The sequence below is a fragment of the Chitinimonas sp. genome (assembly GCF_041904975.1).
Lineage (GTDB): Bacteria > Pseudomonadota > Gammaproteobacteria > Burkholderiales > Chitinimonadaceae > Chitinimonas.
Genome location: NZ_JAYRLZ010000418.1, coordinates 1 through 2431 on the forward strand (window position 1 = coordinate 1; position 2431 = coordinate 2431).

Annotated in this window: 2 protein-coding genes; both read left to right on the forward strand. The window is 60.5% G+C overall.

Features of this window, described 5'->3' with window-relative positions; genetic code table 11:
* Positions 1–331 precede the first annotated feature (331 nt).
* A complete protein-coding gene (gene gabT / locus ACE3OH_RS21640; RefSeq protein WP_374358172.1) occupies positions 332–1594 on the forward strand; it encodes a 4-aminobutyrate--2-oxoglutarate transaminase in 1263 nt (420 codons plus the stop codon).
* A 109-nt stretch (positions 1595–1703) separates the two neighbouring features.
* A partial coding sequence (locus tag ACE3OH_RS21645; protein WP_374358175.1) for an aldehyde dehydrogenase family protein occupies positions 1704–2431 on the forward strand: 728 nt, incomplete at its 3' end.

Consider the following 2431-nt stretch of genomic DNA (forward strand, 5'->3'; position numbering starts at 1 on the left):
GTGTGGGGGATGTCTTCAGCTGTCTGTATTGCTTGGAACAATCAGATGCGCTCCTAGGTCCCGCCACCCCGACATCCTCTCTATCTCAGAATGCCTTCCAGCACCATACAAGCCGCTCCTACAGAAGGCTGGGCCGCCCTGCGAACCTTCCTGATGAGGAAATTCATCGTGGGTGATGAATTTCCTCATCGCTTGTGATTAAATTCGCAGCACATGAGACCAGCGATCTGGCGGGTGCTGACATGAATCTTGCAGCTGCCCTTGCCCTGAGCTGGATAGCCACTGTTTATGCCCGGTTCTACCGGGCTTTGCCCTAATTACAGGAACCGATATGTCCAAGAATGCCGATCTCCACGCCCGCCGCCTTGCTGCCACGCCCCGTGGTGTCGGCGTATTGGGCGACTTTTTCGCCGTCCGGGCCGAAAACAGCCTGGTCTGGGATGCCGAAGGTCGTCGCTTTATCGACTTCGCTGCCGGCATTGCGGTGCTCAATACCGGTCATCGCCACCCCAAGGTGACGGCAGCCGTGCAGGCGCAGCTCGAAGCTTTCACCCATACCTGCTATCAGGTGGTGCCGTATGAGGGCTATGTGAAGCTGGCCGAGACCCTGAATGAAATCGTGCCGATCAATGGCCCGAAAAAGACCGCCTTCTTCACCACCGGGGCCGAAGCGGTGGAAAACGCCATCAAGATCGCCCGCGCTGCCACCGGTCGCAGCGGCGTTATCGCCTTCTCGGGCGCCTTCCATGGCCGCACCATGATGGGCATGGCGTTGACCGGCAAGGTCAACCCCTACAAGCTGAACTTCGGCCCGATGCCGGCCGATGTGTTCCACGCGCCGTTCCCGGTGCACGGCGTCAGCGTCGCTGATTCGCTCAAGTATGTGCAACACCTGTTCAAGGCCGATGTGGACCCCAAGCGCGTGGCCGCCATCATCATCGAGCCGGTACAAGGCGAGGGCGGCTTCTATGTGGCGCCGAAGGAATTGATGATTGGCCTGCGCAAGATTTGTGACGAGCACGGCATTTTGCTGATTGCTGACGAAATCCAGACCGGCTTTGCCCGTACCGGCAAGACCTTTGCCATGGATCACCACGAGGTAAAGGCTGATCTGATGACCATGGCCAAGAGCCTGGCTGGTGGCTTCCCGCTGTCGGCAGTGACTGGCCGCGCCGAACTGATGGATGCACCCGCTCCTGGCGGCCTTGGCGGCACCTATGCCGGCAGCCCGCTGGCGGTTGCGGCAGCACTGGCAGTGATCGAGGTGATTCGCGAGGAAAAGCTCAATGAGCGCGCAGAGCGCCTGGGTGCTGGCCTTAAGGAAAAACTCAACAGCCTCAAGGGCGCGGTACCGCAAATCGCCGATGTGCGCGGCCTGGGCTTTATGGTGGCGGTTGAATTCAACAAGGCCGGCAGCGACGAGCCAGATGCCGACTTTGCCAAAAAGGTGCAAACCGAGGCGATGAAGCGCGGCTTGATCCTGCTGACCTGCGGCGTGTATTCGAACGTGATCCGCTTCCTGGCGCCGATCACCATCGAGGACGCAGTGTTCGCCGAGGCGCTGGATATTCTGGAAGCCGCTTTGAAGGCCTAACAACCTAGGGAAACGTGAACAGTGAAATGTGAGCGCTGACTTGGTCACCCACATTTCACCGATGCCGCAGCGCGGCGAGTCACGTTTCACCTTTCACAAGGATTGCGTGATGCTGAATCTGAAAGACCCCAGCCTGCTCAGGCAGCAGTGCTATATCGATGGCCAGTGGCTCGACGCGTATTCCGGCGAGACCATTGCGGTGAACAACCCGGCCACCGGCGAGATCATCGCCCATGTGCCGAAGATGGGCGCAGCGGAAACACGCCGTGCCATCGAGGCAGCCGACCGGGCCTTGCCGGCCTGGCGCAGCAAGCTGGCCAAGGAGCGCTCGGCCATCCTGCGCAAATTCTTTGAACTGATGATGGCCAATCAGGATGACCTAGCCATCATCCTGACTGCCGAGCAAGGCAAGCCCTTGACCGAGGCCAAGGGCGAGATCGCCTATGGCGCGGCCTTCTTCGAGTGGTTCGCCGAGGAAGCCAAGCGGGTTTACGGCGAAACGGTGCCCGAAACCGTGCCCGGACGTCGGCTGCTGGCGATCAAGCAGCCGATTGGTGTCTGCGCCGCTGTCACGCCATGGAATTTCCCCAAAGCCAAGATAACCCCCAAAGCTGGCCCGGCGCTGGCTGCCGGTTGCACCATGGTGATCAAGCCGGCCTCGCAAACGCCATTGTCGGCGCTGGCCATGGCCGAGCTGGCGCATCGTGCCGGTGTGCCTGCTGGCGTGTTCAGCGTGGTGACCGGTTCGGCGGCCGCCATCGGTGGCGAGCTGACCAGCAACCCGATCGTGCGAAAATTCACCTTTACCGGCTCGACCGAAATCGGCCGTGAATTGAT

Bases quoted from the DNA above. Each gene is read 5' to 3' on its own strand.
- gabT (WP_374358172.1), top strand. From the start codon at position 332: ATGTCCAAGAATGCCGATCTCCACGCCCGCCGCCTTGCTGCCACGCCC.